The following is a 24,189-nucleotide window of genomic DNA, read 5'->3' on the forward strand; positions in this document are numbered from 1 at the left end:
GCGGTCGTATCGCAAGCCTGTTTCTCTGGACGACGTCGCCAGGCGCCGATGTCCCCCCGGGGGCCCGGCGCCGAGGTTCTGCCCCCGTCGCACACCGCGTGTGGTGGCCGGGCGGACCGCGACCCCTCGTCCCCGAAGAAAAGGTTCACTGTGTCCGTCTCGCTCATCCGCCGTATCGCGTCCCCCAAGAAGGCCGTCACCGCTGCCGCCCTGGCCGCCACCGCCGCGGGCCTGGCGCTCACCGCCTCCCCGGCCCAGGCCGCGACCACCGCGTCCCCCGCCTCGGCCCAGGCCATCGCGAAGCAGATGATCCCGAACTCCGCGCACTACTCGGCCTTCTCCAACATCGTCCAGCGCGAGAGCGGCTGGAACGTCACCGCGACCAACGCCTCCTCCGGCGCCTACGGCCTGGTCCAGGCCCTCCCGGCCTCGAAGATGGCCTCGGCCGGCTCCGACTGGAAGACCAACCCCGCCACCCAGATCGAGTGGGGCATCGACTACATGAACTCCCGCTACGGCAGCCCGCTCGGCGCGTGGGAGTTCTGGCAGGCCAACGGCTGGTACTGACCCGTACCCAGCTGTTCCACCGCAACAGGCGGCGGCACCGGATGATCTCCGGGGCCGCCGCCTAGGCGTGTCCCCGCGGGTACCCGTGCTCCACTGATCCGGTGACCATCGCCGCCGCTCGGAACCGGGGCCGTCTGCGCCTCACCTACGTCCTGCTGCTCCTCACCGTCTCCAGCGGGATGATCGACGCGGTCAGCTATCTGGGCCTGATCCATGTGTTCACCGCGAACATGACCGGCAATGTGGTGGTCCTCGGTTTCGCCACGGCCGGGGCGGCGGGCTTCTCCGTCCCCCACACCGCGACCTCGATCGCCTGCTTCGCGCTGGGCGCGATCGGTGGGGGCCGACTGGCGGGCCGCCTCGCGCCCCGTTCACGCGGCAGGTGGGCCCGCGCGTCCCTCGCCCTGGAGGCGGCCCTCGTCCTGGCCGCCGCACTCGTGGCCTTCCTCATGCCGGACGACCCCGTCCGCCCCTACCTCCTCGTGGCCCTCACCGCCCTGGCGATGGGCCTGCGTAACGCGACGGTCCGCAAACTGGGCGTGCCCGGTATCTCCACGACCACGGTCGTGACGACCACCCTCACCGCCCTCGCCTCCGAGTCCCCCTTCGGCGGCGGCGACGGCACGGGTGGTCTGCTGCGGGTACTGGCCGTCGTCGCCCTGTTCAGCGGCGCGCTGCTCGGGGCGTGGCTGTTCCTGGACCATGGGATGGGCGTACCGCTGCTGGTGGTGGCGGTGCTGGCGGGGGTGCTGGCGGTACTGGCCTCGGACCGCGACTGACTCCGTCCGTCCCGTCAGCGGGCGGTTTCGGCGCCGGACGCGGTCCAGTTGACGAAAGTGGTGAAGGCGGCGGGGCCGAGGGTGAGGATCGGCCCCGCCGGGGTCTTGGAGTCGCGGAGGGCGATGGAGGAGTTGGGGGGCTGGGCTACTTCGAGGCAGTCCCCGCCCTGGTCGCCGCTATACGAGGACTTGCGCCATTCGACGCAGGAGCCGCCCGTGTCACCGCTGTAGGTCGACTTGCGCCAGTTGCTGCTCGCCATAGCGTTCCTCCATCACATGCCGGATCAACTCCGCCGAGTCCTTGAGGGAGAGGGCGGCGGCCTGGAGATGATCGTAACGGAGCGCACAGTCCTCGACGGTGTCCGGATTGGCGGTCGGATGCCCGCTGCCATAGCCCTCGGTGTAGACGATTGCGGGATCGCTCGGAAAGCGGAAGAGGTTGAATGAGCCTTGTGAACCGGCGTGCGCTCCCGCCGAGTAGGGCAGGATCTGGATGTTGATCCGCAGCGTGTCCTGAAAGGACAACAGCTTGGCCAGTTGCGCACGCATGACCGTCCGTCCGCCGATCTCTTGACGGATCGCGGCTTCGCTCATGACCGCCCAGAACAACGGCGGCCGGGCCTTCTCGAAGACCCGCTGGCGTGCGATACGAGCCGCCGCACGATCGTCGAGCTTCTCCGTGTGCACCACGCCGAGAACGGCACTCGCGTATGACTCGGTCTGGAGGAGTCCATGCACCAGGTGCGTATGGAACGTACAGATCTCCGTGGCCTTCGCCTCCAACTCAGCCACCTGCTGGAACCAGGCCGGAAGTTGGCTGCGCATCACCAGGTCCACGAGCCGGGACAACGCCCCACCCGTCCCCAGTGCCGCATCCACCCGCTCGCTGAACTGCACCGTCGGCAGCTTCTTGGCCGTTTCGATCTGGCAGATCAGTGAACCGGTGTAGTTGACGATGTCGCCGAGCTGCTTCTGGGTGAGCCCGGCGGCTTCCCGGTACCGGCGTAATTCGAAGCCGTAGTAGTCGAGCGGCGAGGCTCCCGGGTCGAGTTGGTTGATGTACGCCATATCCAGCCCCTCTCACAGAGCGACGGGTTAACTTCGCTGAGTAGTCAGCGTAGCGGCGCGCTCGCCAGCCTGGTCATGTGAACGCAAACTTCCCCCACCAGTACCGCATGAGCCTCACCGTCGCCGAGCACTCGGCCCGTCACATCCGCCGCATCATCCGCACGCTGCTCAAGGAGTGGGGCGTGGAGGAGCTGAGCGAGGCCGTGGAGCTGGCGACGACGGAGCTGATCGCCAACGTCGTACGCCATGTCCCCGACCATCACTGCACGGTCCGGATCGCCCGGCACCGCGCGGGCGCCCGCGTGGAGGTGACGGACACGTCGCCCCGTCTCCCGGTGCCGGTCCCGCCGAACCCGTCCCTGGAGTCGGAGAACGGGAGGGGACTGCTGCTGGTGGAGGCGATGGTGGACAAGTGGGGCGTGGACAGGGGGCCGGGGGTGGGGAAGACCGTGTGGTTCGAGTGCCTCAAAGCTGCGGAGCGAGAAGCGTCAGCCGGAGAACCGCCGCGAGAATGAGGACCGCCGGGACCAGGTACCACCCCTTGCGCAGCCAGGCCGCTTTCACACAGGCGAGGGTGAGCGCGGCCATGAGCAGGGAGAGGGCGAGGACGAGCCCGGAGGCGAACTGGGAGTGGGCGACGGTCTCGCTGTCCCAGGGGCCGGCGGGCTCGGCCATGTAGGCGAGGTAGATGAAGTAGAGGGCGATGAGGTGCCCGAGGATGAGGACGGCCCCGGAGACGGCGGAGGCGGCCCGGGTGATGGAGGGGGAGCGGCTCACCGCAGGGCCTCTCTGGCGTCGTCGAGATTCCGGTCGAAGCCGCGGCCGTACGCCTGGGCGTTCGGGTCCTGATAGTAGGGGCCGCCGTTGTAGCGGGCGGCCAGCTCCTGCATCTGTTCGCGGGTCATCTGCTCCGGCGGGACGTCGGCGAAGCCGCTCTCGGCCTTGAGCTGGGCGAGATACTCGGAGGCGATGAAGATGTTCTGGGCGGGGTCCTTGACGGCGCTGACGACCTGGTCGCGCTGGCCGTCGGTGAGGTGGTCGGGGTCGTAGCCGAGCACTTCGGCGGCGCGGCGGACCTGGATGGAGAGGGGGCCCATGGAGGTCTCGTCGGGGTCGTTGGTGAAGGGGAGGATGTCGCGGCCCTCGTAGGCGAGGTCGTCGAGGAGGGCGGGGTCGCCCATGACTTCCTGCCAGGCGATACCGGCGACCATCTCGGGCGGGAGACCGGAGTCGTGGGCGGCGGCGTTGATCAGTGCCCGGTTGCCGGAGATGTACTCGCGTCGTCCGTCGTCGGAGGTGGAGGGGAGCCAGTAGTTGTTGCCCTGGCCGTCGGGGAGGCCGTCGACGCGCATCTTGATCCGGTAGAGGGACTCGGTGATCAGGACCTGCTCGCCCGCGGTGGGGGTGGGCATCTCGTCCACCTTGGGTCCCGAGCCGGGCAGTTGGACGTAGGGGTTGGTGCTGGCCTGGCGGGCTTCGGCGCGCAGCGGCCCGAGGCTGCGCAGGAGGTATTCCGGGTCGCCGAGCGGGCTCCTGAAGTCGGGCAGGGAGCGGTGGGCGGCGCGGAGTTCGGCGACGCAGGCGTCGCGGGCCTCGGACTCCACGCGGAGGGCGTCGGCGTAGTGGTCCTTGGTCTGGTTGTAGTGGCGCTCGGCGTCCTCGCGGATGGCGTCGAGGTCGACGCCGAGTTCGGCGAACCAGTCCATGACGCCGGTGCTGGCCCGGAGGTCCTCCCACTGGCGGAGGGGCTCGGCGGCGCGGGCGGTGGGGGTGATGGCGGTGGCTTCCCTGGACATGACCTCCGAGAGCCTGCCTTCGCTCTCCCTGCCGCTGCGGTAGTGGCTCTTGGCGGTGGTGACGGCGTCGGAGTAGGCGGTGAGGGCGTTCGCAACGGTGCGGAAGGCGCGCGCGAGGCCGTCGGTCAGCTCCCTCGCCTCGCCCAGACGCCGGGCGTGGAGGTCACGGGCCTCGCTGCGCCAGTCGATCTCCCCGGCCTTGCGAAAGGCGTCGTCGGTGGAGTCGATGAGCCGGTGCAGCCGCGTGAACTCGGCGGCGCCGCGCCCGATGAGCGCGGGGTTGGCGTCCTCAAGGAACTCGACATCAACGCGATAGGCGGCCACCCCGGATCACCGGTCCTGGGCGTCGGTGTAACGCCCGTCGGTCAGGACGGAGTCCAGCTTTCTGCGTACCAGTTCGTCATACTCCGCGTAGGTGTTGTTCGCCGAGGTGAGCTTGCCGGCCAGGGCGGCGAGCAGGACGACGGCGTCCGTGTACTGGTCCTTGGCGAAGCGGGCGAAGATCTCGACATTCGCGGCGACTTCGGGGTGCGACCGGGGAGCCCGGCCGATGGTGGCGTTCTCACCGTCCATCCGGCCCTCGTACAGCAGCCCCGCGATCTCCAGCAGCAGATGCGAACTGCCGTCGATGGACTCGGCGTTGGCGGCGAAGCCTTCACCGGGGCCGCCCGTACCGCCCCCCTCGGCCGGCAACTGATTGAGCCGCATGGCCGCCGAAGGCTGCCCCGCCCGAGCAACGGCGTCCGCCTTCAGCTGGGCCCACTCCTCATCCCACGACACGATGCTCCCCCGTATGAGCGTCCGACCCATTCCTCACCTGGGCGTGTACCCGAAGTTTGCCATGGCGACGCCGGACGGGTCCGGACCTGGGGCTGGGCCCGGCGCGGGTGGCATACGGTCACATCCAACACAGCCCGCGCTACTGCGGCACTATGCGGCGAATCACCGGATTGGCGGCCAGCCCGGGGATCTCCGGGGTCAGAATCGCATACGCGTCGCGACGGAACTCCGAGAAAGCACGCCTGAGCCACTCACCCTCGACGGCAACTCGCCAGGAATGATTCGACAAAGCCACGGCAACGAGATCACCATCGCAACACAACTGGATAACCTCTTCGCTTTCCGTGAAGTCAAAAACCGCGCCCTCTCCTGACGAGATGCACTGGACTGTACGGAAATGGGAAAGTACCAGATCCACGAGCGTCACAAATCTCCACTTCGAGATAACCCCCACGCCGCCCACGACCAACATCTGGCGTCCACGCCCACGTCCGGCTCCGCCTCCAGCACCAGGCCATCGACACCCTCAGCAACGCCCTCAACCCGACCGATACCCCCGACGACCCGCCCGCCGCTGCCGTCGTCCGCTGACACTGCCGTCACCGTTGCCGTCAAACCGTTGAAGAGCCCCACCGAAACACAACTCGGTGGGGCTCTTGAGACCGATCGACTCACCTCAAAGGAGATCGCTGCCGGTGCCGCCTAGTCGGTCGTCCACAGCCGCGCGAATTTCGCTCCAGGGGTCGTGTCGAAGGGATTCCAATGTCTCCCTCGACGTGTTCCTGTGCTGCGCGACTCTCATTCTGATCGATTCGTCCACATCGAGAGCTAGGCGCTCGAGAAGGTCCGGTGACAGTTTCCGCTTCATGGCCACCATGAAACGGACGCGAGTATCAGGGTCGTCGATCAGCATTTCCAGAACAGCCAACGGCAACGTCTTGTTCTGGACAACTGCCACTCGTTCTTCCGGATATCGATCGACGACTTCCATCCATACCTGCGCTGGCGCCTCCTCAACTGCTGCCCTGCGGCATTCCTGTGGATCTGAGCTGTTGCGCAGCCGTACGAACTCGTCGGCAGTCTCGATCATCTTTTGACGCCCCGCAAATTGCTGTTCGGTATAAATTTCCCCGTATCACCCTTCCACTTGTCCGGCATGTAGTCGCCATATTTATCGGCATCCGAGATCCATTCGAGGCCCTTACTGGTCTCCCGATAGACCTTGAACGCCGATTCGCCGTGGCCGGTCACATCCGGAGTCCACCAGGTACCGTCCGAGGCACTCTTATAGAAGGTGGTCTTGAACGGACCTCCCTTTAGGAGTTTCGTCGAGCCTTCCTTAGTTAGCTGCCAAAGTCCTCGGCCAGCAACATCACAGTTATTGTTATGAACGAGTACCGGCGTCTCTCCCGCCAGCACATAGTACGTGTGCACCCCCGCAACCGTGAGGTTGTATGTCACGGCCCGCTGAGTGAAGTCCCTGTTGCCCGTGACGATCACCGTGTCGGCATCGTCCGTCCGCAGTGTCATGCCCGGTTCGAGTCGATGGGCCTCCACCCATCGCCCCTCGGAAGGGGACCAGAACGGATGTTCATACGTCGCGGTGAGCCGGCTGATTCCCTCATCCGTCGCGATGGCGAGTTCGTTGAATCTCTTGTCCTCGTCCGTCCGGATCAGGCGGGTGACCTCACGCGGTCCGGTCTCACCCGTCTCCGGGTCAGTCGCCATGACCTTGTCGCCGACTCGGACGTCCTCGATGTCCTTGGTGCCGCCGTCCGCCATCAGGACGTCCGTACCCGCGAGGAAGCACTGGCCGCAGCTCGGCTTCTTCGCGTCCTTGCCCTTGGCCGGGGGCAGTTTGCCCAAGCCGGTGCGCCCGCCAACGCCCATCATGCTGACGCCGGCAACGACATTGGTGCTGAAGAAGTTGTAGAAGAACGCCTTCTTCGACGGACAGCTTGTGGCATGGCACGCTTTGAGCAACGCCGAATCCACGGCAGCATCGGCAGTCGGAGCCGATTCGGCGTGCTCGGCATAGAATTTTATCCCGCCATACGCCTCTCCCAACTGCGAATAGAAGTGCTGAATGAACTTAGAATTACCACTCCACTCGGCGGGAATGTGAACCCCCGGCAGCAGGGTGACATATCCGTCGCCGTTCACATCCTTGTTGCTCGGCCCCTCGTCCTCCCAGGTGACGACGGTGCCCCTGGTGCTTGTCTTTGGGACGTTGGTGTTCGACTGGCCGGGGTTTGTCACCCCGTCGCCGTTCGGGTCGTTCTTCGGGCAGGGCACATCGAATCCGGGACCGCACGGGATCTTCCGACCGTCCGGGTCGGAGTAGGTGGCCGGGTTCTGCATCCCGTACGAATAGCCGTTCAGTGTCTGGTGCAGATCGAGCTGCATCAGTGGGTCCACGCTGATGAACTGCCCGGTGCTGGGGTCGTACTCGCGGGCCTCGACATGGGTCAGGCCGGTGCTCGCGTCGGCCGACTTGCCGAGGAACGCCTTGTCGTCCGGCCATACGCCGGTCGCCTGGCCGCGCGGGCCGCCGAACGGTGTGCTGTAGCGCTTGCTCAGGGCCTGGGTGGCGTCGCCGGTGAGGGCGACACTGCTCGTGCCGTGGCGGTCCGAGGCGAGGAAGCTCAGCTTCTCCGTGCCGCTCTCGTTGCTGCGCAGGGCGATCACGGAACCGGCGGCGTCGTAGTAGCGGTTGGCCCACTTCTTGCCGGTCTTGACATGGACCTCGGTGGCGCCGAGGTACAGCACCGTCTCACCGCCGGGTGAGTTGTCGCGGCGGATGAGGAGCGTGCCGTCGGCGTCGTAGAGATAGTTCGTGGACGTCGCCGAGGCGTCGTCGGTCAGCCGGGAGAGCTGCCCCTCCTTGCTCCAGGCCAGCGTCTGGGCGGTGGCGGAGCCGGCCTGCTTGCGGCGCTTCTCGGTGTTGCCGGTGTCGTCGTAGGTGTACTGCGGGGTGACGCCGGTGCAACTGGCCGTGGTCGTGGTCGCGGTCAGGGCGTGCGGTCGGGTGGCGTCGTAGCAGTAGGTGGTGGTGACCGGTGTGCCGGTGTTGCGGCGTTCGGTCTTGCGCTGTCCTGAGGCGGTGTAGGTGTAGCTGTTCCAGTAGGGGGCGGGTCCGCCCAGGTTGGCGGCGGTGCGGCCGGTGGCCGAGCAGTCGGCGGTGCTCGGGGTCCACGCCTCGCTCAGCCTGCGGTGGCCGTCATAGGTGAAGCACTGGTTGTCCGTGCCCGTGCCGACGTTGGCGCTGTCACTGATCGCGGTGACGTTTCCGGCCGCGTCATAGCTGTAGGTGAGGTCCTGGACCGCGCCCCGGGTCTGGTCGTCGACGGACGCGGTCTGCAGACGGCGCGTGCCCGTCTCGTAGGTGTTGGTGAGGAAGACCCGCTTGGTGCCCTGGGCCGTCGAGGTGCCGAGCTGGAGCTGGCCGACCTGGCCGAGCGCCGTGTAGTCGGCTGCGAGCAGATAACCCGAGGTTCCGGAGAGCCCTGTCTGCATGCCCGCGTTGTTGTAGGTGGCGCTGATCAGTTCGCCGGCGAGTCCACCGGCGGCGGGCTCCCTGGTACTGGCGACCGAGCCGTCGAGACGGTAGGTGGTCTCGAAGGACAGTGTGGAGGGGACCTGTTGCGAGGTCACCAAGGGATCTGCGGCCGACAGGGTGAGACTTGTGCCCGTGGGCCGGTACAGGGCGTCGTAGGTCGTGACCGACCTCTTGTAGCCGTCCGTCGCGGACTTGCCGTTCTCGTAGCGGATCGAGTCGGTCGGCTGCCCCTTCAGGACCGAGTCGTATGTCCACTCGCTGAGCTGGTTGGCATCGGTGCGCGTGGTGTGCCACAGCCCCGTCCGGCGACCGTGCTCGTCGTAGGCCGTGAGCAGCAGACGGTTCTCGGCGTCCTGGACGGTGTCCACCTGGTCGAGCTCGGTGTAGGTGGTGATCGTCGTGCCACTGTCGGGGTCCGCGGCCTCCACCTGACGGCCGAACAGGTCGTAGGTGTACGACCACGTGGTGTCGTCCGGCCCGGTGGTCGTGTCCGGCTTGCCGTCCCGGGTGAAGGTGTGGCGGACCTTGGTGAACGGGGTGCCGGTGGCCGCCCCGTACTCGGTGTCGTTCGGCTGGGTTCCGGCATAGGTGCGGCTCTCCACCTCCCGGCCCAGATGATCGATGAGGGCGCGGGAGGCATTGCCGCCGGTGGGCGCGCTGGTGGCGACGGAGTCACCGGTGTAGCTGGTCGTGGTCTGCCACTTCTGCACGCCGTCGGCGAGGAAGGTCGACGTGATGGCCCGGCCCGCACCGTCGAACTGGGTCGCCTCCTGGGCCCCGCTGCCGTAGGGGACGAGGGCGTAGGTACCGCTGGGGGAATTCAGGTTGTCGTAGACGTCCGACTGGCGCTCGTACACCAGACCGCGGCTGTCGTAGCGCGTCTCGGTCAGGATGCGTCCGCCCTGTGGCGAGGGCGCCTGCACCTGGATGGGGCGCATCTGGCTGTCGTACAGGGAGTACGTCGTCGTGTAGGTGACACCGTCGGCCTTGAGTGTCGACACCGACGTCCACGGGGCCTGGTCGCGCACGATGCTGTAGCCGAACGTGGCGTTCGCGCTGTCTCCGCCGGACTTGCTCCGGTCGGGCAGCCAGGTGGCGGTGATACGGCCCAGGGCGTCGTAGGTGTGCTCGGTACGTTTGACGTTGACGTCGAGAGCGAAGCTGACCGTCCCGCGGGCCGGGTCGTAGCCGGTGGTCGTCTGGTGTGTCTGGTTGTTGGAGGCGAGCTTGGGCGCCTTGACCACCTCGGTGGTGAGCGGCCCGGCCGCGGCCGGGAAGTAGGTGGTCGCGGTGACACGGCCCTTCGCGTCCGTGACGGTGAGCGGGCGGCCGAGCGCCGCCGTCGCGGTGTCGTAGGTCGTGGTGTTCACCGTCTGCCAGCCGGTGGCGGCGGAGGGGTGGCGGTCGGCCGTTCCCGAGGCTGCCGGGTACGCCTTGGCGCGGCCCGTCCAGGTGGGCAGGCCGAGGGTGGGCACCTGGTTGGGCGCCCAGCCGGTCGCCGCGGGGTTGTCGAAGACCACGGCGCTGTCGGACAGGACATCGCCACGAGCGGCGGAATTGATCGGCAGGCTGAGGGTGTCGTCCGTGTTCGCACAGGCCTTGGCGACGGCGCGGTTGCGGGACACCAGGCCGGTCAGTCCCTCCGCGGTGTTGCGTGCGTACCAGGTGCGGGTGCAGGTCTCGTCGCCGGTCGCGGCCCAGTTGCCGTGGTCCTCGACACGGGTGGTCATGCCGTAGGTGGTGTCGTACGTGTAGGAGAGGGCGGTGGTCCGCCACTTCTTCGCGACGGTCAGATAGGTGTGGTTGTAGGTGCGGGCCGTGCGGACGAAGTGGGCCAGGACGGAGGCGTACGACTTCTGCTGGCTGGCGGTCTGGTGCGACCACTGGTCGTGGACGCTCGTGGAGATCGCGGTGGAGGCGCCGTTGTAGGCGATCTGCTGGCGGAGCTGCCCGGCATAGCGGTCGAGGTCGTTCACATCGCCGACATCGAGGTCGTCGGTGGTGGTCGTGGAGTCGTTGCTCAGGTCGATGCCCTGGACCACCGCAGTGCGGGTCGTGCCGTCCTTGCGCCGGTCACCGTGCATTCCCTGCATGAAGAGCTGGACGGTCTTGGTTCTCGTGGTTCCGGCATCGCCCGAGTAGGTGGTGACTCTCTGGTAGCCGCGCCAGATGGACCAGGTGCGCTCGCTCGCCTTGGTGAACGGGTCGTCGTTGTAGTGCCAGCCCGGTGTCGCGTACTCGTACGAGGTCTGGGTGCCGGTGTTGCCGGCCGCCGGATCATTGGTGGTGACGGAGGTGACCCGATACTTGTGGAACCAGTCGAGGGCGGGGTCACCGCCGTTGATGGGCCAGTGGACCGGGTAGCAGGCGAGGCTGTTGTTGTCCTCGGCCGCGGGCATGTTGCTGCCTCGCACACACTCCGGCGAGGAGAAGGTGACGGAGGTGATCGCGCCGGTCTCGGAGGTGATGGAGGCGATCCTCGGCCGGGTCAGGGCCAGGATGTTGTCGCTCGTCGAATCGACCCGGTTGGGGCGCTCCTGGTAGATGAAGGTGACCGGAGGCACGGCCAGCGCCGTGCCGTTCTTGCCGGTGCGCGTCAGCGAGGTGAGGGTCAGACTCTGATCGGAACTGTTGCCGATGTCCTGGCCGTTCCAGAACGCCTGGCCCAGGGCGTAGGTGTCGACGGGTGCGAACGCGTCGGGCTCGGCGACCCGGGACCAGAAGAAGGTGTCGATACTGGACAGCCGCTTGCGGGTGAAGAACGACGGGCCGGTGGCCTGGCAGTCCGTCGCGCCCGACGAGCAGATGGTGTCGAAGGGGACGTCGGGCCAGTTGTCCGCGGTGTCGGCGGTCAGGGAGTCGCAGGTGCTGGTGCAGCGTTCCTTGTAGGTGAAGGTGACCTTGTTCGACGCGGGGGCGGTGAACAGGGTGGTGGCACGCTGGCCGTAGAGGATCTCCTTCAGATGGCCGCCGCGGGTGTAGCGGGCGAGCGCGGTCTTGTCACCGTTCTTGGCGTAGTGGTTGTCCTCGGCCGTGTACCAGTACGTGGAGGCGTTGCCGTGGATGTCCTCCACCAGATCGAGATTCCAGCGCCATGCCTGGGTCTCCGCGCGGTTCTTGAACTCGCTGCCCTTGTCGTAGCCGGGCTCACCGGAGTCGTCGCCGAAGACAGGCGCCGTCCACACCGACTGGGTGCGTTCGGTGCCCGCGCCTTCGAGCTTGTTCAGACCGAAGGTGTATGTGGTGCCGTCGCTGGTGGTGAGCTGCCAGTACTCACCGTCCTCGTCACCGTTGTCGGCACCGGTGCGGCGGACGACCTTGGAGCCGTCGTCGTCCTTGAGGCGCCACACCTTGTCGGTGTCGTCCAGGACGAGTTCGGTGGCCTTGCCGTTCAGCACCAGTGAGGCGTTGTCGTACTTCCAGCACAGATCGGACTTGTCGGTCTGTCCGTCGTCCTCGCACGAACCGTAGGTGCGCTCGATGTACGAGGAGGTGAGGTCGAAGCCCTCACCCACCAGTGAGCCCTGGTTGTTGGTGTTCGCGGTGCGGCCGTCGATGCTGCCCGAGTCGTACGAGAGGGCCAGGGACGGCGCCGGTCCGGCCGCCGCGGGAGGTGTGGTGATCGGGTAGGACCAGGTGAACGAGCCCGAGGAGTTGCCCGCGGTCCAGGTCGACGAGGAGGAGAGCGGAGTCGCCTTGAAGTCGCCCGACCCGGCCGGTGAGGCGGTCGCCGACGTGGCGACGAGCGCCATGACGGTCGGCGCGCTGTCCGTCTCGGCGGCGACGGTGGTGCGCGCGGTGACGGTCTGGGCCCGCACATCGTTGGCCGAGGAGGTCTCGGCGCGGGTGACCCGGCACCGTTCCTGGCCGGGAGTCGTCAACGCGCAGCCCGGCAAGGTGACCAGGCCGGTCCGGGAGCCCCAGTTGCCGCCGATGACGGAGGCGAAGGAGCTGTAGTCAACGGTGACCTGCGCGGCACCGGGCTGCTCGGCCTCCACCGTGAACAGCACGCCGGTGACACCGGCACGGCGGGCCGCCTTCTGGTCCAGGACGGTGATCTTCACCTCGCCGACGGCACGTTGCCGGGTCTGGCGGGACGCGTCGGCGGCCACGGTCCGCACGGTGACGGGGCTGGACGCACGCGCCGGGGAGTCCGCCAGCTCGGTCTCGGTCACCGACGGCTCGGGCCAGTCACTGCGGCGCTCGGCATCGGCCGTCGCGAAGACCCGCTGGTTGGCCTTCTGCTGCCGCGCCCGCTCGGACCGGGCCTTCGCCGCGCGTGGCGAGGTCACCTCCTCCACCCGAGTGGGCCGGATGTCGGTGACCTCGGGGCGGCCGGGCAGCTCGGCCGCCACGGCCAGCGGGGTGAGCGGCACCGGAATCGACAGTACGGCGGCGAGCAGAACGGTCAGGGTCACGCGCCGACGGCGGGCCCGGGAGCGAGGCAGGGGGGAGGACACAGGAAGGCTCTCCGAGTGGGAAGTCGGCCGGTGAACGGCCGAAGACATAGCGGGGACAGAAGGGTTGGGGCAGACCGGCGAAGGGCTGAGCCGACGACCGCCATCACCCCGGCCGGGCAAGGGCGACGAATGTGTCGGCGGCGGCGGCTGTTCAGCGGCTCTTGGGACTGCCCGTCCCCGGGAGTCCGCGTACGGGGCTACGCCCTCGCACGGTGTCGATCGCACGTACAGGGCCGGGCCCGCGCCGAGTTGAGTCCGCCAGACCCTTGTGTCTCCGAGGCCGCTGTTTCCTTGACGTCACTCGCCCACCCCCCGTTCACATGACCCACACAGGTGATCGAATGACATAGGCAACAGCCGGTGACTGTCAAGCTACTTGCAGCGAAATTCTCCTGCATGACACGAATAAACCGATCGCCCCGAACCGGGTCGCACGCCGCCGAGGACGAGTGCGGTCCGGCAGGGGCCGGGTGTGCGGAAGTGACATATGATCACGCCCACTTGGAAGGGGGTGGGGTACATGGGCCATTCAGGAGCACTCCGGCTGCGGCTGCTGGCCATCGCGGGTGCCGCCGCGCTGTTCACGGTCGGCTGCCAGTCGGTGGACGACCGCTCACCGGAAGCGACCGGCACGGCCACGGTCTCGCCCGGCGCCGGACCAACCACGGTGTCACCCTCGGCCGTTCCCGGCCGCTCACTCGGAGTGCCGGAACTGAACCAGGCGTTGCCGGACCGGGAGTCCCTGCCGGGATGGAACCGGACCGGAGATCCCACGGCCCACACGGACCGGTTCGTCTGCCAAAGCGTGTTCGACAACGGCTGCGCGGGGACAAAGGCGATCGCCTACGTCGACTTCACACGCGGCCCGCGGACCACCGAGGAATGGGTGAGGCTCACTTTCAATCTGTACTCCGGTGACAGCGAACAGAGCACGCGGGAGTTGTCCGCCGCACTGAGCGTGAGCGGGGACGAACTGCGGCTGGACGAGGTCCCTCCGGCGGACGAGCTGATCACGACCCGCGACAAGACCGGCCCGGCCACCGTGCTCCAGGCCAAGGCCCGCGTGGGCGATGTGCTCATCTGGATCGTCGTCATGGGCTCCGAACAGAGCGCCACACCCGAACGACTCCAAGGCGCACTGACGTTGGCGTACGAGCGGGTGCTCCAGGCCAAGGGCGGGACCACTCCGACGGCCGGCGCGTCGATCGACTGAAGCGGCGCGCCACCCGCCGCTCCCACCACGCGCATCGCCCTGGACCGGAGCCCGCACCAGCACCCGTGCGACCTCCCGCGCTCGAACCGCCCGCCCCTCTCAACGGAGGATCAGCGGGTCACGGTCCTGCGCCTCACTCGCCCAGAGAACGGTCTCGTCGCCCTCGGACACACCGGCCCACAGAGTGCCCGCGCAGTCGTCCTCGAAGCGAAGCAGCACGTACGTCGCCCCACCGCCCGTGATCGTGCTCCACGTACCCTGCCCCGACTTCTTCCGCATCCCTTCCGACCCACACTCGAAGTACTCCAGAGGAAGCGCTGAGGCCGAGAAGGTGTCATCGCCTCTCAACGACAACTCCGCACCCGCACCCGACCACACCTGCACCAATTCGGCGTCCGAGACCAACTTCCCCTCCGGGTAGCGGTCGTAGTCCGTGGACACGTAGCACGCGGACGACACCAGACCCAGGAGCAGCACCAGGACTGCACGGCGTGCCACCACCCACGACCGGGCGCCGAGGCGCGTCGGCCCGGCAGGGCGGAGCGGGCTGCTCTCACATGACCTCACCGACGACATCACCAGGACTCTGGCTCCTGCCACTGGACACACGTGGGCCGCTGCCCACCCGAAGCCAAGAACTCCTTCACGGCCTGACGCACGAGAGCGATCGGCACCTCTGATCGATCGGGGAACTCGTTCCCCTCTCCCACGATGAAGTAGGAGACTCTCCCGCGCCCCTCCGAATCGGCGAGCGAAACAAGATTTCCCGTTTTGTCCATGAAACCGAGAACACCGACCTGAAGCTCTCTGTCGACACCGATCAGAAATTCATGGTCCGGGAACCCTGACGCGAGAAGCGAACGATCCATGGAGTGCACTTCGGCCATGTTCTCAGATTCTGGACCGGAAAGAAGAGCGTCGATGAGTGAGTCGACCTCGTTGGGCGCGATGATCACTCGCCCATCCGCATGTTCCCTCCGATAGTAGACCTCGGCTCGCCCTTGATGCGCCATGCACACACCTCATCAACTTTACCCAGGATTCCGGACTCAGGACTTTCCATGGCCGTCATACCCCGCAAAACGCACCGCCGGCCAAGCAGATCCTACGGACCGAAACCTATTCGACCAGGTCGACATCGGACGAGACATCGAAACGGTTGAAGACCATCCATGCCCCTCGAACCTGCCCCTGCTCAAACGACTCACCTCCGGGCATCGAGATTCTCACCCTGATCTCCCCCTCTTCCACGATTCGCGAGACGGAAATCTCCATGGAAAGCCGCCCGACGAGCGGATAGGTGAACCACCCCTCATCAACCGCCGAGGAATGCACAGAAGCCTCGAAGGCGCCCCAATCCAGATCTCCGAAGCGATAGTCGATGATTTCAGACAGAGCGACCAGGAAGCCCTTCAGATTCTCTTCCCTGAGCCAGCCGTCCAGACGTTCCACCGATGCCCCTGTCGTCTACGGCCGGATCAATTCGGCCCGCAACCGCTCACTGAAGGGAACGGCCGATCCGGTCTAGCCATGGAAATCCCCCATGGAAACGTCCCACCGAAATTCGTACCAGAATGCCCCTTCAAAATAGGCAGCGGGGTCAATTTCGCCTACAACCTCCTGCACTCGCTGCGCACCCCGCTCCCACTCCTCGAAATCAGAATCCGATGAATAGAGAGGAAACAAGGCACTCAATTTACGAGTACATTCAACGAACCGCGCGAGCGATGTATTCACCAATGTCAGATTTTCAACCGTCATGCCCGAAAAAACCTCACCGGAATCCTCACTGAGGAAGACGGACGCCGCTCTGCCCACGAGACCGAATCGGACCAGTGCCCCATGCTCACTCGATCGAGCCTCGCCCGGCTCATCGAGTGCCCGAAAAGCGAAGAACTCTTCAGGGGCGCTCAGCTCCATGCCACTGCCCGGGACGGAAATGGTGACGAGACGCAGATCCACGGAGACTCCCGGTTCGATCGAGTCGTGATGGTGCGGGGCGTTTACGGCCGGATCAATTCAGTCCGCACCCGCTTCCGCTCCTCCCCCTCACCTTCCCCCACCCCCACCGAAGCCACCGCCCGCGCCCGAGGCCCCTGGAACAGCCACACCAGCAGGAAACCGCCGCCCACGACCATCGCTCCGCCCACCGCGTCCAGCACCCAGTGGTTGCCGGTCGCGACGATCGCGCAGGCCGTGAGGAAGGGGTGGAGCAGGCCCAGTGCCTTCATCCAGGCCTTCGGTGCCACGATCGCGATCACCACACCGCACCACAGCGACCAGCCGAAGTGCAGGGACGGCATCGCCGCGTACTGGTTGGTGAGGGACGTCAGCGTGCCGTAGTCCGGCTGGGAGAAGTCCTGGACGCCGTGGACCGTGTCGATGATGCCGAGGCCCGGCATCAGGCGCGGCGGGGCCAGGGGGTAGCCCCAGAAGCCGATCAGGGCGAGGAGGGTGGTGATGCCCAGGGTGGAGCGGGCCCAGCGGTAGTCGACGGGGCGGCGCCAGTAGAGGAGCGCCAGGACCGTCAACGGGATCGCGAAGTGGAAGGACGTGTAGTAGAAGTCGAAGAAGCCGCGCAGCCAGTCGAGTTTCACCACCGCGTGGTTCACGGTGTGCTCGATGTCCAGGCCGATCGCCCGCTCCAGGTCCAGGATCTGCCAGCCGTGCGCCTCCGCCCGCTCCCTCCCGCCCTGGATCGTGCCACCGGTCGCCGCGAGGCGGACCTGCTGGTAGGCCGCGTAGGTGACGCGGATGAGGAGGAGTTCGAGGAGGAGGTTGGGGCGGGTCAGGACCCGTCTGAGGAAGGGGAGGAGGGGGACCCGGGAGAAGCGGGACGGGGCCGGCTTCGCGTACTGGGTCGGGATCGGCGCCTGGTAGTGGGGGGAGGTGCGGGACAGGAACGGGACGACCGTCGCCGCCGCCAGCGCCGCCAGCAGCACCACGTTGTCCCGCAGCGGGTACAGCGCCGCCATGTCCGGCAGCATCATCTTCGCCGGGAGCGTCATGACGAGGATCACCGCGACCGGCCACACATAGCGGTCCGACGCCCGCTTGCCCACCCGGCCCACCACCGCCAGCAGCAGCCACAGCAACTGGTGCTGCCAGGTCATCGGCGATACGGCGATCGCCGCGCACCCGGTGATCGCGACCGCCAGCAGCAACTGGCCGTCCCGCGCGTAGCGCACCGCCCGGCGCAGACCGAAGTACGCCACCGCCGCGCCCAGCAGCAGGAACAGGGCGATCTCCAGCGGCCCGCTCAGCCCCAGCCGCAGCAGCGCGCCGTGCAGCGACTGGTTGGCGAGGTCGTCCGCCGCCCCGCCCAGCCCGGTGCCCGCGATGTGGTGCACCCAGTAGGTGTACGAGTCCTGCGGCATCGCCGCCCAGGCGAGCGCCGTCAGCCCGGCGAACGAGGCCCCCGTGGTGGCCGCCGCCCGTTTGCGGCCGGTGAACCAGAGCAGCGGTGTGAACAGCAGGACCGTCGGCTGGAGCGCCGCCGCCACCCCGATCAGCAGCCCGCTGGCCCGCTCGCCGCGCACCACGAAGCAGCCGAGCAGCACCAGCAGGACCGGGATGATGCTGGTCTGGCCGAGCCATAGCGTGTTGCGCACCGGCAGGGACAGCATCAGCAGCACGATCGCCACCGGCGCCGCGAACTGCGCCGCCCGCCGCCCCACCGGCTGCGGCAGCGCACGGGCCGCGACCAGGCCCAGCCCGGCCACCAGCAGCAGCGAACCCAGCGTCCAGCCCCAGCCGAGGGCCTGCTCGGCGGCGCGGGTCAGCGGTTTGAGGACCAGGCCACTGAACGGCGTACCGGTGAAGCGGGAGGTGTCGTACAGCGAGCCCTCGACATGGAGGACGCCGTTCGCCCCGACCCAGGTCTCCAGGTCGGTCAGCCGCTCACCGCGCGGGGTACCGAGGACGACCGCCATCTGCCGTACGGCGAGGATCGCGGCCACCACCCATAGGCCGAGCCGCGCCATCCGCAGCCGGGCCCCGGCCTCCCCCGCGGCGGCCGTCCCCGCGAACGCCTCCGCCGGTCGCCCGCTGTGCTCCGCATTCGCCACGCCTCGTCGGCCTCCCGCCCCGTCCGTCCCGCACGTCGTGTGCGCGGGAACCTCTGCGAACCCTGTGAGGCTCACACCGCCCCCGGAGAGAGACGCAGGCTACCCCCGATTCACCTGACGTCCGCTCTTGTTTTGTCCGGATGACGATACTGGCGCCGGGGTTCGGTCCCGTCGGCGGGAAGGGACATGACTCACACCCACCCGCGGGAAAGATCATCCATCGGCACCTGAACAGAGACAGACCCCCAGGGTCCGCGACAGAGAGTGACGAGAGGGACGCAGCACATGAGCGACGACGCACAGAGCGCACAGGCAGGGCAGGCAGGGCAGACCGGGCAGACCGCACAGGCCACCTGGGACGCCGTGGACGAGTACTTCGCCGGACGGCTCTCCCCCACCGACGAGATCCTCGCCGCGACCACCCGCGAGAGCGACGCGGCCGGGCTCCCGCCCATCGCGGTCTCCGCGCCCCAGGGCAAGCTGCTCCAACTGCTCGCCCAGATCCAGGGCGCCCGTACCGTTCTGGAGATCGGCACCCTGGGCGGGTACAGCACCATCTGGCTGGGCCGCGCCCTGCCCTCCGACGGGCGGTTGGTCACCCTGGAGTACAGCCCGCACAACGCCGAGGTCGCCCTGCGCAACCTCGCCCGCGCGGGGCTCGCCGACCTCGTCGACGTCCGGGTCGGCGCGGCCCTGGACTCGCTGCCCCGGCTCGCCGACGAGAACCCGCCCCCGTTCGACCTGGTCTTCATCGACGCCGACAAGGCGAACAACCCGCACTATCTGGAGTGGGCTCTGCGGCTCACGCGCGCGGGGAGCCTGATCGTGCTCGACAACGTCGTCCGCGGCGGCCGGGTCGCCGAGGCGGACTCCACCGCCGGGGACGTCCGCGGCACCCGCGCCGCGATCGAGCTGATCGCCGAGCACCCGCGCCTGACGGGGACGGCGATCCAGACGGTCGGCGCCAAGGGGTACGACGGCTTCGCGCTGGCCCGCGTGCTGTGACCGCCGGGCCGGTGCCGCCGCCGTGGGTGGCGGGTGCCACCGCCCTGGGTGGTGCCGGTCACGCCTCGTGGTAGAAGCCCACGTTGACGCTGCGCGGAGCCGTACGGTCCTGGATGACCAGTTCCCCGTTGCCGCCCCTCGGCAGCGTCACCGAACCCCCGTAGACCAGGGGCTGCGCGTACTCCCCGACGATCAGCCGGACCTCCGAGGACGGCTCCGCCTGCGAGCCGCGCAGCCAGGTCACCTGCCAGGCGCCCTCGGGCCCGCACAGGAACTCCAGATGCACCCGGGAGACGAACAGCCAGTCCTCGGGCACCCCCAGCCGGCACACCGACTTGTCGCGTCCCACGCGCAGTACCGCCCCCGGCTCGCTCGGCGCGTCGGCCATCTGCATACCGGCCGTGGCACCCGAGTCGGCGCCGGAGACGGCGGCCATGGTGAGTTCGAGCACGTGCGCTCCCCCTGAAACAGCTCTGAGAACAACTCTGAGAACAACTCTGGAAACAGCTCTGGAACAGCCCTGTGCGGTGGTCCCGTCGACCTGCCGCCGCCGCATGATAAATCGCCCGGCCGGGTGGCGTCCGGCACAATGGGTTCATGACCGAGCGAAAGCCACCGGGGGTCGGCTTCGAGTCCTGGACCGACCACCAGATCCGCCAGGCGGAGTCCCGCGGCGACTTCGCGCGGCTCGCGGGCGCCGGCCGCCCCCTCCCCAGCGAGGTCGAGGCGCCGTACGACGAACTGTGGTGGATCCGGCGGAAGATGGCCCGCGAGGGGCTCTCGGCGCTGCCGCCCGCGCTCGCCCTGCGCAAGGAGGCCGAGGACGCGCTGACCGCCGCGCTCACGGCCCCCTCCGAGTACCGCGCCCGGAAGATCGTCGAGGACATCAACGTAAAGATCCGCGCGATGATGTTCCGCCCGCCGCCGGGCCCTCCGCTGGGGAAGAAGCCGTACGACGTGGAGGATGTGCTGCGTCGGCGGCGGGAGCGGACGCGGACGCGGACGCGGGAGTCGTAGTCCGTCGGCCCAGTCGTGACCAGTCGTGAAGCTCTGGGTCGTCAGGCGAATCGTTCCGGCTGGTGCTTCTCGCCCGGCTGTTCGCTGCTCGCGCCGCAGAGTTCGTCGCTCAGTTCCTTCACCAACTGGACCAGGTCGGTCGGGCGGTCCGGGCCCCACCAGTCGCCGAGGAGGTCGGTGAGGGAGGCTTCGCGGGCCGCGGCGAGACGGGCGGCGGCTTCCGCTCCCTCGGGGGTGAGCAGCAGATCCAGGCCCTCGCGGTCGGCGAGACGACGGGTCTCGATCTGGCGGGCGGCCTCCAGGATCACGGTCAGCGGGACCGTGCCGCGCTCGGCGAGACGGCCGGGCTCGACCGAGCCGTACCGTTTCATCCGCAGCAGCATCCAGCTCGCGGCGGGCAGCAGGTCGTACCCGGCCCGCGCGGTGATGTCCCGGTAGATCTCCCGGCGGCCCTCTCGGGTGCCGAGCACCGACAGGGCGCGGCACACCTCGTCGTACGAGGACCGTTCGACGGGGTTGCTGGCGAGGGTCTGGGTGGCGTCCGGGGCGGTGACGCTGCCGCGCAGCCGGTCCTCCTTCAAAAACCAGGCCAGCACGAAGCCGAGCAGGGCGACCGGGGCGGCGTAGAGGAAGACATCGGTGATGGACGAGGCGTAGGCGTGCAGGGCGGCGGGGCGCAGGGCGGCGGGCAGTTCGGACAGGACCCGCGGGTCGCCCTCCAGGGTGCCGACGGACACACCGGGCGGCAGCGGGACGCCGCGGAAGGCGTCGGCGAGCCGCTCGCCGAGACGCCCGGCGAAGATCGCGCCGAAGACCGCGACGCCGAACGAGGCGCCGATCGAGCGGAAGAAGGTCGCGCCGGAGGTGGCGACGCCGAGATCCTCGTAGGGGACCGCGTTCTGCACGATCAGGACGAGGACCTGCATCACCAGGCCGAGGCCGACGCCGAAGACGAAGAAGTAGACGCTCATCAGGGCGGTGGAGCTGTGCTCGTCGAGTTGGTGGAGGAGCAGCAGTCCGAGGGCGGTGATGCCGGTCCCGGCGACCGGGAAGACCTTCCAGCGGCCGGTGCGGCTGACGATCTGCCCGGAGGCGGTGGAGGCGATCAGCAGCCCGAACACCATCGGCAGCAGATGCACCCCGGACATGGTCGGGGTGATGCCCTGGACGACCTGGAGGAAGGTCGGGAGGTAGGTCATCGCGCCGAACATCGCGAACCCGACGACGAAGCTGATGACGGCGGCGAGCGTGAAGGTCCGGATCCGGAACAGCTTCGGCGGCAGCACGGGCTCGGCGGCCCGCCCTTCGACCCGTACGAACACCACCGCGAGCAGGACTCCCGCCACCGCGAGGCCGATGATCTGCGGGGAGTCCCACGCCCAGGTGGTGCCGCCGAGCGAGGCGACCAGCACCAGGCAGACGGCGACGGTGGCGATCAGGAACGTACCGAGGTAGTCGATGACGTGCTTCTGCCGTTTGCGGGGCAGATGCAGCACGGTCGCGATGACGATCAGGGCGACGATCCCGATGGGCAGATTGATGTAGAAGACCCAGCGCCAGCTCAGATGCTCGGTGAAGACCCCGCCGAGGAGGGGGCCGAGGACGCTGGAGGCGCCGAAGACGGCACCGAAGAGGCCCTGGTAGCGCCCGCGTTCCCGGGGTGAGACCAGATCCCCGACGATCGCCATCGACAGCACCATCAGCCCACCGCCGCCGAGGCCCTGGAGGGCGCGGAAGCCGATCAGCATGGGCATGTTCTGGGCGAGCCCGCACAGCGCCGAACCGATCAGGAAGATCACGATCGCGATCTGGAAGAGCCGCTTGCGGCCGTACTGGTCGCCGAGCTTGCCCCAGAGGGGGGTGGCGGCGGTGGAGGCGAGCAGGTAAGCGGTGACGACCCAGGAGAGGTGGTCGAGGCCGCCGAGGTCGCTGACGATGGTGGGCAGCGCGGTGGAGACGATGGTCTGGTCGAGCGCGGCGAGGAGCATGCCGAGGAGCAGGGCGGCGATGGAGACGAGGACGGTCCCCTTGGGGGTGGGGTCTTCTGGGGCGGGGGCCGTGGGGGTGGTGCCGGTGCCCTCCGGGGCGGTCGTGCCGGTGCCGGTACCGGTGCCGGTGCCCTCCGGGGCGGGGGTGGTCGTGCCGGTGCCGGTGTCCTCCGGGGCGGGGGCGGATCGGTTGATGGCGGATCGCTCGGTGCCGGTTTCGTCCGGGCCGGTCGCCTGCTGTGCGTCGTCGGCCATGTGACCTCCTGGGCTTCCACGTCCTTTCCATCGTGGTCGGTGTGGTGGGTTATGGCCTGTCGAGTCCGTTTGGAATGTGGGATTCCGCCCTCAATCCCGGGGCTTACCGGAAAGCGTCTCCACGAGATCTGCATAATTCCTGGCATCCGCTAGGGAGGGAACACGTGGTCGATATGGAGGGACGGGAGGGATGGGACGGGGTGGAGGGGTCTGAGGTGCCGGGGGGTTCTGAGGGATCTGAGGGATCTGGGAGGGCTGAGGGATCTGAGAGGGCTGAGGGTTCTGGGGGGGCTGAGGGTTCTGAGGGATCTGGTGGGTCCGAGGGGGCTGAGGTGACCGAGGGGGCTCACGGGTCGGGGGCGGCTGGAGCGCCGGACGCCTCTGGAGGACCCGGCGACGGGGCCGAGGGCCACCGTTGCCCGGAGTGTGGAGCGAACCGCGGGGCGGACAACACGCCCTCGTGCGTCTGCGGTCGCGTCGCCTCCGACGCCCTGCGCGACGCCCGTACCGCCGAGCAGGCCGCCGCGGAGGACTTCGACCCGCTGCGCATCCGCCCGTACATCGATCTCAACGGCACGGCACCGACGCCCCCGCCCGCGCCGGACCAGGCTCCCGCCCCGGCCCCCGATCCCGACGCGACCATGACCCTGCGGGCGGTGTCCGCGCCGCTGCCCATGGAGGTGCCGACGCCGGTGACCGGGCCGGATCCCGGGCATGTGGAGGCGTTCGAGGGCGGCGGCGGTCCGGGAACGCCCGCGAGACCGCCCGTGGACGGAGCCGCGCCGGGCCCCTCACGCCGGCGCCGCAAGGGGCTGCTGATCGCGGCGGGCGGTGCCGTGGTGACGGTGCTCGCGGCGGCCGGGTTCGCCGGCGGGCTGCTCTCCTACGACAAGCCCTCGCGGGACACCGCGATGCCGGACGACATCCGGGAGGCCGTGCCCGACGTGCGGACGAGCGGGCCCTCGGGGTCGCCGGGTTCGCCGTCGGCGGCACCGCACTCGCCCTCGGCGTCCGTCTCGCTGTCGGCGTCGCCGAGCACGTCACCGTCCCTGTCGCCGTCGCCCTCGGCGTCGAGTACGACGTCGGCGACCGCGTCCGCCCCGAACGGCACCGAGGGGGCCGCGCCCAGCGGGACGCCGACGACCACGACGACGCCGGACGACGACCGGTCGGGCGGCGGGGGCGGGGGTGGCGACGACGGTGACGGCGAGGGGGAGACCGGGGTGGTGCTCCGCCGGGGGGACCAAGGTCCCGAGGTCACCGAGTTGCAGCTGCGGCTGGCCGAACTGCGGCTCTACAACGGGCGGGTGGACGACCGGTTCGGACGGGACCTGGAGAACGCCGTGACCACGTATCAGTGGGCGCGGGGGGTTCGGGTGGAGGAGGGGTGGGGGGTCTACGACGGGGCGACGCGGGAGATGCTGGAGCGGGAGACGTCCGAACCGTAGGCTCCCGCCGGGGTGGGGTGGGGTTCGTTGGTGGGTGCGGGTGGGTGGGGGCTGGGCGCGCAGTTCCCCGCGCCCCTGAAAAGCAGGGGCGTTGCCCTCGCCTGCATCAGATCCGGGCCGTGAGCGTCCTCGCCGTGCGCGGTTCCCCGCGCCCCTAAAAAAGCAGGGCGTTGCCCTCGCCCGCGTC

Annotated in this window: 22 protein-coding genes; 7 read left to right on the plus strand and 15 right to left on the minus strand. The window is 68.5% G+C overall.

Features of this window, described 5'->3' with window-relative positions:
• Positions 1 to 150: 150 nt before the first annotated feature.
• A complete protein-coding gene (locus tag ABZX40_RS24705) occupies positions 151 to 567 on the plus strand; it encodes a transglycosylase SLT domain-containing protein (RefSeq protein ID WP_355732046.1) in 417 nt (138 codons plus the stop codon).
• A 101-nt stretch (positions 568 to 668) separates the two neighbouring features.
• Complete coding sequence (locus ABZX40_RS24710; protein WP_355732044.1) at positions 669 to 1,346, plus strand: YoaK family protein; 678 nt, start codon at positions 669 to 671, stop codon at positions 1,344 to 1,346.
• 14 nt (positions 1,347 to 1,360) lie between these two features.
• On the opposite strand, the gene ABZX40_RS24715 is transcribed toward ABZX40_RS24710, so the two are convergent.
• Positions 1,361 to 1,606, minus strand: a complete 246-nt coding sequence (locus tag ABZX40_RS24715) for a DUF397 domain-containing protein (protein WP_355732043.1) — start codon at positions 1,604 to 1,606, stop codon at positions 1,361 to 1,363.
• Positions 1,566 to 2,414, minus strand: coding sequence for a helix-turn-helix transcriptional regulator (locus tag ABZX40_RS24720; RefSeq protein ID WP_355732042.1), 849 nt, complete (start codon positions 2,412 to 2,414; stop codon positions 1,566 to 1,568). Before ABZX40_RS24720 ends, ABZX40_RS24715 begins: the two co-directional genes overlap by 41 nt.
• Before the next feature lie 77 nt (positions 2,415 to 2,491).
• Here ABZX40_RS24720 and ABZX40_RS24725 point away from each other — a divergent pair, with 77 nt between their 5' ends.
• Positions 2,492 to 2,929 carry an ATP-binding protein gene (locus tag ABZX40_RS24725; protein ID WP_355732040.1) on the plus strand — a complete coding sequence of 146 codons (438 nt, stop codon included), beginning with the start codon at positions 2,492 to 2,494 and terminating at the stop codon, positions 2,927 to 2,929.
• On the opposite strand, the gene ABZX40_RS24730 is transcribed toward ABZX40_RS24725, so the two are convergent.
• The 6 genes from ABZX40_RS24730 to ABZX40_RS24755 all read right to left on the minus strand — a co-directional run bounded on the left by ABZX40_RS24730 (position 2,880) and on the right by ABZX40_RS24755 (position 12,967).
• Complete coding sequence (locus tag ABZX40_RS24730; protein WP_355732038.1) at positions 2,880 to 3,191, minus strand: hypothetical protein; 312 nt, start codon at positions 3,189 to 3,191, stop codon at positions 2,880 to 2,882. The two genes, ABZX40_RS24725 and ABZX40_RS24730, sit on opposite strands and share 50 nt — an antisense overlap.
• Positions 3,188 to 4,534 carry a hypothetical protein gene (locus ABZX40_RS24735; RefSeq protein ID WP_355732037.1) on the minus strand — a complete coding sequence of 449 codons (1,347 nt, stop codon included), beginning with the start codon at positions 4,532 to 4,534 and terminating at the stop codon, positions 3,188 to 3,190. The genes ABZX40_RS24730 and ABZX40_RS24735 overlap by 4 nt, the downstream gene beginning before the upstream one ends.
• 6 nt (positions 4,535 to 4,540) lie before the next feature.
• On the minus strand, positions 4,541 to 4,990 hold the full coding sequence (locus ABZX40_RS24740; RefSeq protein ID WP_355732035.1) for a hypothetical protein: 450 nt from the start codon (positions 4,988 to 4,990) through the stop codon (positions 4,541 to 4,543).
• A 139-nt stretch (positions 4,991 to 5,129) separates the two neighbouring features.
• Positions 5,130 to 5,417: a hypothetical protein gene (locus ABZX40_RS24745; protein WP_355732034.1), complete on the minus strand. Its 288-nt coding sequence runs from the start codon at positions 5,415 to 5,417 to the stop codon at positions 5,130 to 5,132.
• 249 nt (positions 5,418 to 5,666) lie between these two features.
• Positions 5,667 to 6,080, minus strand: a complete 414-nt coding sequence (locus ABZX40_RS24750; RefSeq protein WP_355732032.1) for a hypothetical protein — start codon at positions 6,078 to 6,080, stop codon at positions 5,667 to 5,669.
• Complete coding sequence (locus ABZX40_RS24755; protein WP_355732031.1) at positions 6,077 to 12,967, minus strand: polymorphic toxin-type HINT domain-containing protein; 6,891 nt, start codon at positions 12,965 to 12,967, stop codon at positions 6,077 to 6,079. The genes ABZX40_RS24750 and ABZX40_RS24755 overlap by 4 nt, the downstream gene beginning before the upstream one ends.
• A 562-nt stretch (positions 12,968 to 13,529) precedes the next feature.
• On the opposite strand from ABZX40_RS24755, the gene ABZX40_RS24760 reads away from it, so the two are divergent.
• Entirely contained in the window at positions 13,530 to 14,222 is a 693-nt protein-coding gene (locus ABZX40_RS24760) for a hypothetical protein (protein WP_355732029.1), read from the plus strand.
• A 99-nt stretch (positions 14,223 to 14,321) separates the two neighbouring features.
• Here the strand turns inward: ABZX40_RS24760 and ABZX40_RS24765 are convergent, their stop codons facing one another.
• From ABZX40_RS24765 to ABZX40_RS24785, 5 genes are all read right to left on the minus strand, one after another.
• The gene (locus tag ABZX40_RS24765) at positions 14,322 to 14,720 is read right to left on the minus strand and encodes a hypothetical protein (RefSeq protein ID WP_356162666.1); all 399 of its coding nucleotides are present in this window, start codon (positions 14,718 to 14,720) and stop codon (positions 14,322 to 14,324) included.
• A gap of 77 nt (positions 14,721 to 14,797) precedes the next feature.
• The gene (locus tag ABZX40_RS24770; protein WP_355732027.1) at positions 14,798 to 15,178 is read right to left on the minus strand and encodes an Imm1 family immunity protein; all 381 of its coding nucleotides are present in this window, start codon (positions 15,176 to 15,178) and stop codon (positions 14,798 to 14,800) included.
• Positions 15,179 to 15,341: 163 nt separating this feature from the next.
• On the minus strand, positions 15,342 to 15,674 hold the full coding sequence (locus tag ABZX40_RS24775) for a hypothetical protein (RefSeq protein WP_355732025.1): 333 nt from the start codon (positions 15,672 to 15,674) through the stop codon (positions 15,342 to 15,344).
• A gap of 72 nt (positions 15,675 to 15,746) precedes the next feature.
• The gene (locus ABZX40_RS24780) at positions 15,747 to 16,184 is read right to left on the minus strand and encodes an SUKH-4 family immunity protein (RefSeq protein ID WP_355732023.1); all 438 of its coding nucleotides are present in this window, start codon (positions 16,182 to 16,184) and stop codon (positions 15,747 to 15,749) included.
• Positions 16,185 to 16,225: 41 nt separating this feature from the next.
• Complete coding sequence (locus ABZX40_RS24785; protein ID WP_355732021.1) at positions 16,226 to 18,289, minus strand: bifunctional glycosyltransferase 87/phosphatase PAP2 family protein; 2,064 nt, start codon at positions 18,287 to 18,289, stop codon at positions 16,226 to 16,228.
• A 285-nt stretch (positions 18,290 to 18,574) separates the two neighbouring features.
• On the opposite strand from ABZX40_RS24785, the gene ABZX40_RS24790 reads away from it, so the two are divergent.
• Positions 18,575 to 19,294: an O-methyltransferase gene (locus tag ABZX40_RS24790; protein WP_355732019.1), complete on the plus strand. Its 720-nt coding sequence runs from the start codon at positions 18,575 to 18,577 to the stop codon at positions 19,292 to 19,294.
• Positions 19,295 to 19,352: 58 nt separating this feature from the next.
• Here ABZX40_RS24790 and ABZX40_RS24795 read toward each other — a convergent pair whose 3' ends face one another.
• Positions 19,353 to 19,745 (minus strand): hypothetical protein, encoded by a 393-nt coding sequence (locus ABZX40_RS24795; RefSeq protein WP_355732017.1) that lies wholly within the window; start codon positions 19,743 to 19,745, stop codon positions 19,353 to 19,355.
• 146 nt (positions 19,746 to 19,891) lie between these two features.
• Here ABZX40_RS24795 and ABZX40_RS24800 point away from each other — a divergent pair, with 146 nt between their 5' ends.
• Complete coding sequence (locus ABZX40_RS24800; protein WP_355732016.1) at positions 19,892 to 20,311, plus strand: DUF1992 domain-containing protein; 420 nt, start codon at positions 19,892 to 19,894, stop codon at positions 20,309 to 20,311.
• Between the two features lie 41 nt (positions 20,312 to 20,352).
• Here the strand turns inward: ABZX40_RS24800 and ABZX40_RS24805 are convergent, their stop codons facing one another.
• Positions 20,353 to 22,554: an MDR family MFS transporter gene (locus ABZX40_RS24805; protein WP_355732014.1), complete on the minus strand. Its 2,202-nt coding sequence runs from the start codon at positions 22,552 to 22,554 to the stop codon at positions 20,353 to 20,355.
• A gap of 332 nt (positions 22,555 to 22,886) precedes the next feature.
• On the opposite strand from ABZX40_RS24805, the gene ABZX40_RS24810 reads away from it, so the two are divergent.
• Positions 22,887 to 24,002 carry a peptidoglycan-binding protein gene (locus tag ABZX40_RS24810; protein WP_355732012.1) on the plus strand — a complete coding sequence of 372 codons (1,116 nt, stop codon included), beginning with the start codon at positions 22,887 to 22,889 and terminating at the stop codon, positions 24,000 to 24,002.
• Positions 24,003 to 24,189 lie beyond the last annotated feature (187 nt).

This window comes from Streptomyces sp. NPDC004610 (assembly GCF_040609715.1).
Classification (GTDB): Bacteria; Actinomycetota; Actinomycetes; order Streptomycetales; family Streptomycetaceae; genus Streptomyces.